A 2,756-nucleotide genomic window follows, 5' to 3' on the forward strand; every position below is an offset into this window, starting at 1 on the left:
AATTTCTGTCCTATACTCTATATGAAACTTATAAAGACTGGCCATCTCGCGGCATAACCGAAAATTAATTCAAAAGGATCTCCTCAAGTTGCGTCAATAAGCTAATTGACGCTATTTCTCGAGGCATTGGTAAATTATATGAACCTGTGCACTTAAAAAGAATGGCATCTGCGCAGGCTTTTGAGATCACTAAAATTTCAGATTCACTTTTAAACTCAGATCTTCCCATTACGTATAATAGAAATGGTTTAAAAGTATCAAACGGGACAGAGCAGGAGATTGCTAGCAGAGCTTCCCAAAGACTTAGTTTTATTGAGATTAGAAAACAGCAAATTATTGATGCTATAGTCCTTGAAGCATATAAGAAATTAGAGCAAATAAATTTTGTTTCATCCGATCCTGTTGATGCTGGATGGATATCAAGGTTTTTTAATTCAGTTGATCATGTTGATGGAGATGAAATGAAATCCCTTTGGGGAAATATATTAGCTGGAGAAATCGTACAGCCCAACAGCTATTCTTTGCGTGCATTAGATATTTTAAAAAATATGACAGCCCATGATATAAGTGCTCTTAGGCATATATCTACATGCGTTCTGACTGTTTGTGGACGTACTCCCAAAAAAATTGTTCTTATTAGTGAGGATTTGCTACGAAAATATAATATATGCGTAAGCAATATTTTATTGTTACGCGAGTGCGGTATTATTGCATCTGAGGATCTGGCATATGAATTACCTAATGCATCTGATGACATCTCGTATATTCATAATTCAAAAGTAATGGCTGTTATTAGACCCTACTATGATTTAGGACAAAGACAGTTTTTAAGTGTTTATGCATTCACTTCTGCTGGAATAGCGCTCTTAGAAACTATCACTGATGATATCAATGATAACTATATTTTCGACGTTTTGCATTTCATAAAGGCATCAACTATAGATTTAGCTATCACTGCTCACGAGATAACAAAACTTACTGAATCTGCAGTAGAGTATGCAAAAGACGATATTTTCCATTAACTTGAGTTCCCGCGTTAATTTTAGGGCTACATAAAATATACCAATGAAAGAGCATTATCGACTGATGGAAGTTTGATGTTTTACACCAATAAGCTTGTACAGGTCGTTTTGCTTTTTCGTTGGCTCGAGGGGAACGACGCAATCATCGAACACCTTAGCCTTCTGATTCTTCATAATCATTATCACGTCATCTAATGAGTACGTAGTACTCTTTAGGTCTTGCTGTAACATTCTGAGTATGATTGTGCTTATGAATACCATAAGCAGATGACCTCTAAAGGTTTCTTCAGACTGAACACATAGAGGCAGTGCCTTTGCGTAACTCTTGGATATATCGAAGACCTGTTCAATGTCTTGTCTCGAATAGTATAGCGGCAACAAGTCCTCTGTAGCTATTCTTCGTGAGGATAAAAGCATAAAGACGCCAACCTTTTCGAGCTTAGCCTGAATATCATCTACGCTTAGCTCATCCTCATCTGCAGTCTTTGCGATTTGTCTTCTCTCTGACCATCTTCTGTCATCGTCAATACCTAAGTAGGCATACACGGTTTTACCTGAGGGTAGTGTAGCTTGGATTCGTTTTAAATAAACAATGCGACCGTTATATAGCTGCATATTAGCCTTCTGCTCTAAAGACGCTAAATGCTCTTTAATAATCTGCTTGTATAGTGTCCAGTTTTTCTTGAGCCTTGATAAGAAGGATATTTTGTTCTCTAGCAAAACATCAATGCTATCAAGTGTTAGATATCCTGCATCCAGAATTGCGAACTTAGTATCCACTTTCATAGCTTTAAGCTCAGCTATAGTGGTTAGTAATGTAGAGACGTCGACTATGTTGCCTGAAACATATCTCATGTATATAGGTAGACCAGTGCCTCTCTGCACGACATAGATCAATCGCACTTCATTGTTGATCTCACCATTGTGGTTACTAATCGCTGTTACGGGAAGACGGCTACTATTAGGCAAACCAGTGCTGTCAATCAGAATAGCTCCCTTTGATGCCTCTTTTGTCGATTGCTTAATGAATGCAATATATGAGGAGAAAAAGTGTCTATACACATTCTCATCGCCTAATGCTTCAAGCATATCGCTAATCCGTTGCGACTGCATAAGGGCTTTTGGGTAAAGTATCTTTGTATAGCTTCCCTCGTACCAGTCTTCTGCATGGGCATTACTAGCTCTTTCAAGCAGATAGTAGCTAAGTAATGAATTAAAGCTGTCAGGGTTACCATATCCTACAGAGTCGATTACTGACCTTAGATTCTTCCTCTCGATGTACTTCTGGAAAAAATTGACGTTACCGAAATCTACAATGAGTATCTCTCGTGCGTTTTTTCTTACGACCTTTATATCAAAGTCCTCTGGTGGAGGCATTCGTTTACCGGTTGATATGTCGTACTGATATACACCATGCTCACGAGATTTAAATATCATCCTCTGTTTATCTAATACTCTGCCTAATGTCATGCTCTTATGGTGTGAAACAGTCGCGCCATTACGTACGGACAATCTTAGGCGGGCATATTCTGCCCCATTAAGTATGTTGTATTCAATGTACATGTTGTAGCCCCAATTATTTAGGGCTACATTTTATAAAAAATGGAGGATTTAACAACTCCATTTTTAAAGTTTTATGATATATACGCTAATTCTCAGTCTTTTGGATCAGTATCTTACTATATTTTACATCCGACTTAATATAAATATCAAATTACAGCATAAATAAAGGAT

The 2,756-nt window shown here is 37.4% G+C and carries 2 protein-coding genes; one reads left to right on the forward strand and one right to left on the reverse strand.

Features of this window, described 5'->3' with window-relative positions; all coding sequences use genetic code 11:
- Positions 1-161 precede the first annotated feature (161 nt).
- Positions 162-1,022, forward strand: coding sequence for a DUF2806 domain-containing protein (locus H524_RS0111780; RefSeq protein ID WP_027940334.1), 861 nt, complete (start codon positions 162-164; stop codon positions 1,020-1,022).
- Positions 1,023-1,076: 54 nt separating this feature from the next.
- On the opposite strand, the gene H524_RS0111785 is transcribed toward H524_RS0111780, so the two are convergent.
- Positions 1,077-2,585 (reverse strand): transposase, encoded by a 1,509-nt coding sequence (locus tag H524_RS0111785; RefSeq protein WP_027940335.1) that lies wholly within the window; start codon positions 2,583-2,585, stop codon positions 1,077-1,079.
- Positions 2,586-2,756: the final 171 nt, after the last annotated feature.

This window comes from Anaerobiospirillum succiniciproducens DSM 6400 (assembly GCF_000482845.1).
Taxonomy (GTDB): Bacteria; Pseudomonadota; Gammaproteobacteria; order Enterobacterales; family Succinivibrionaceae; genus Anaerobiospirillum; species Anaerobiospirillum succiniciproducens.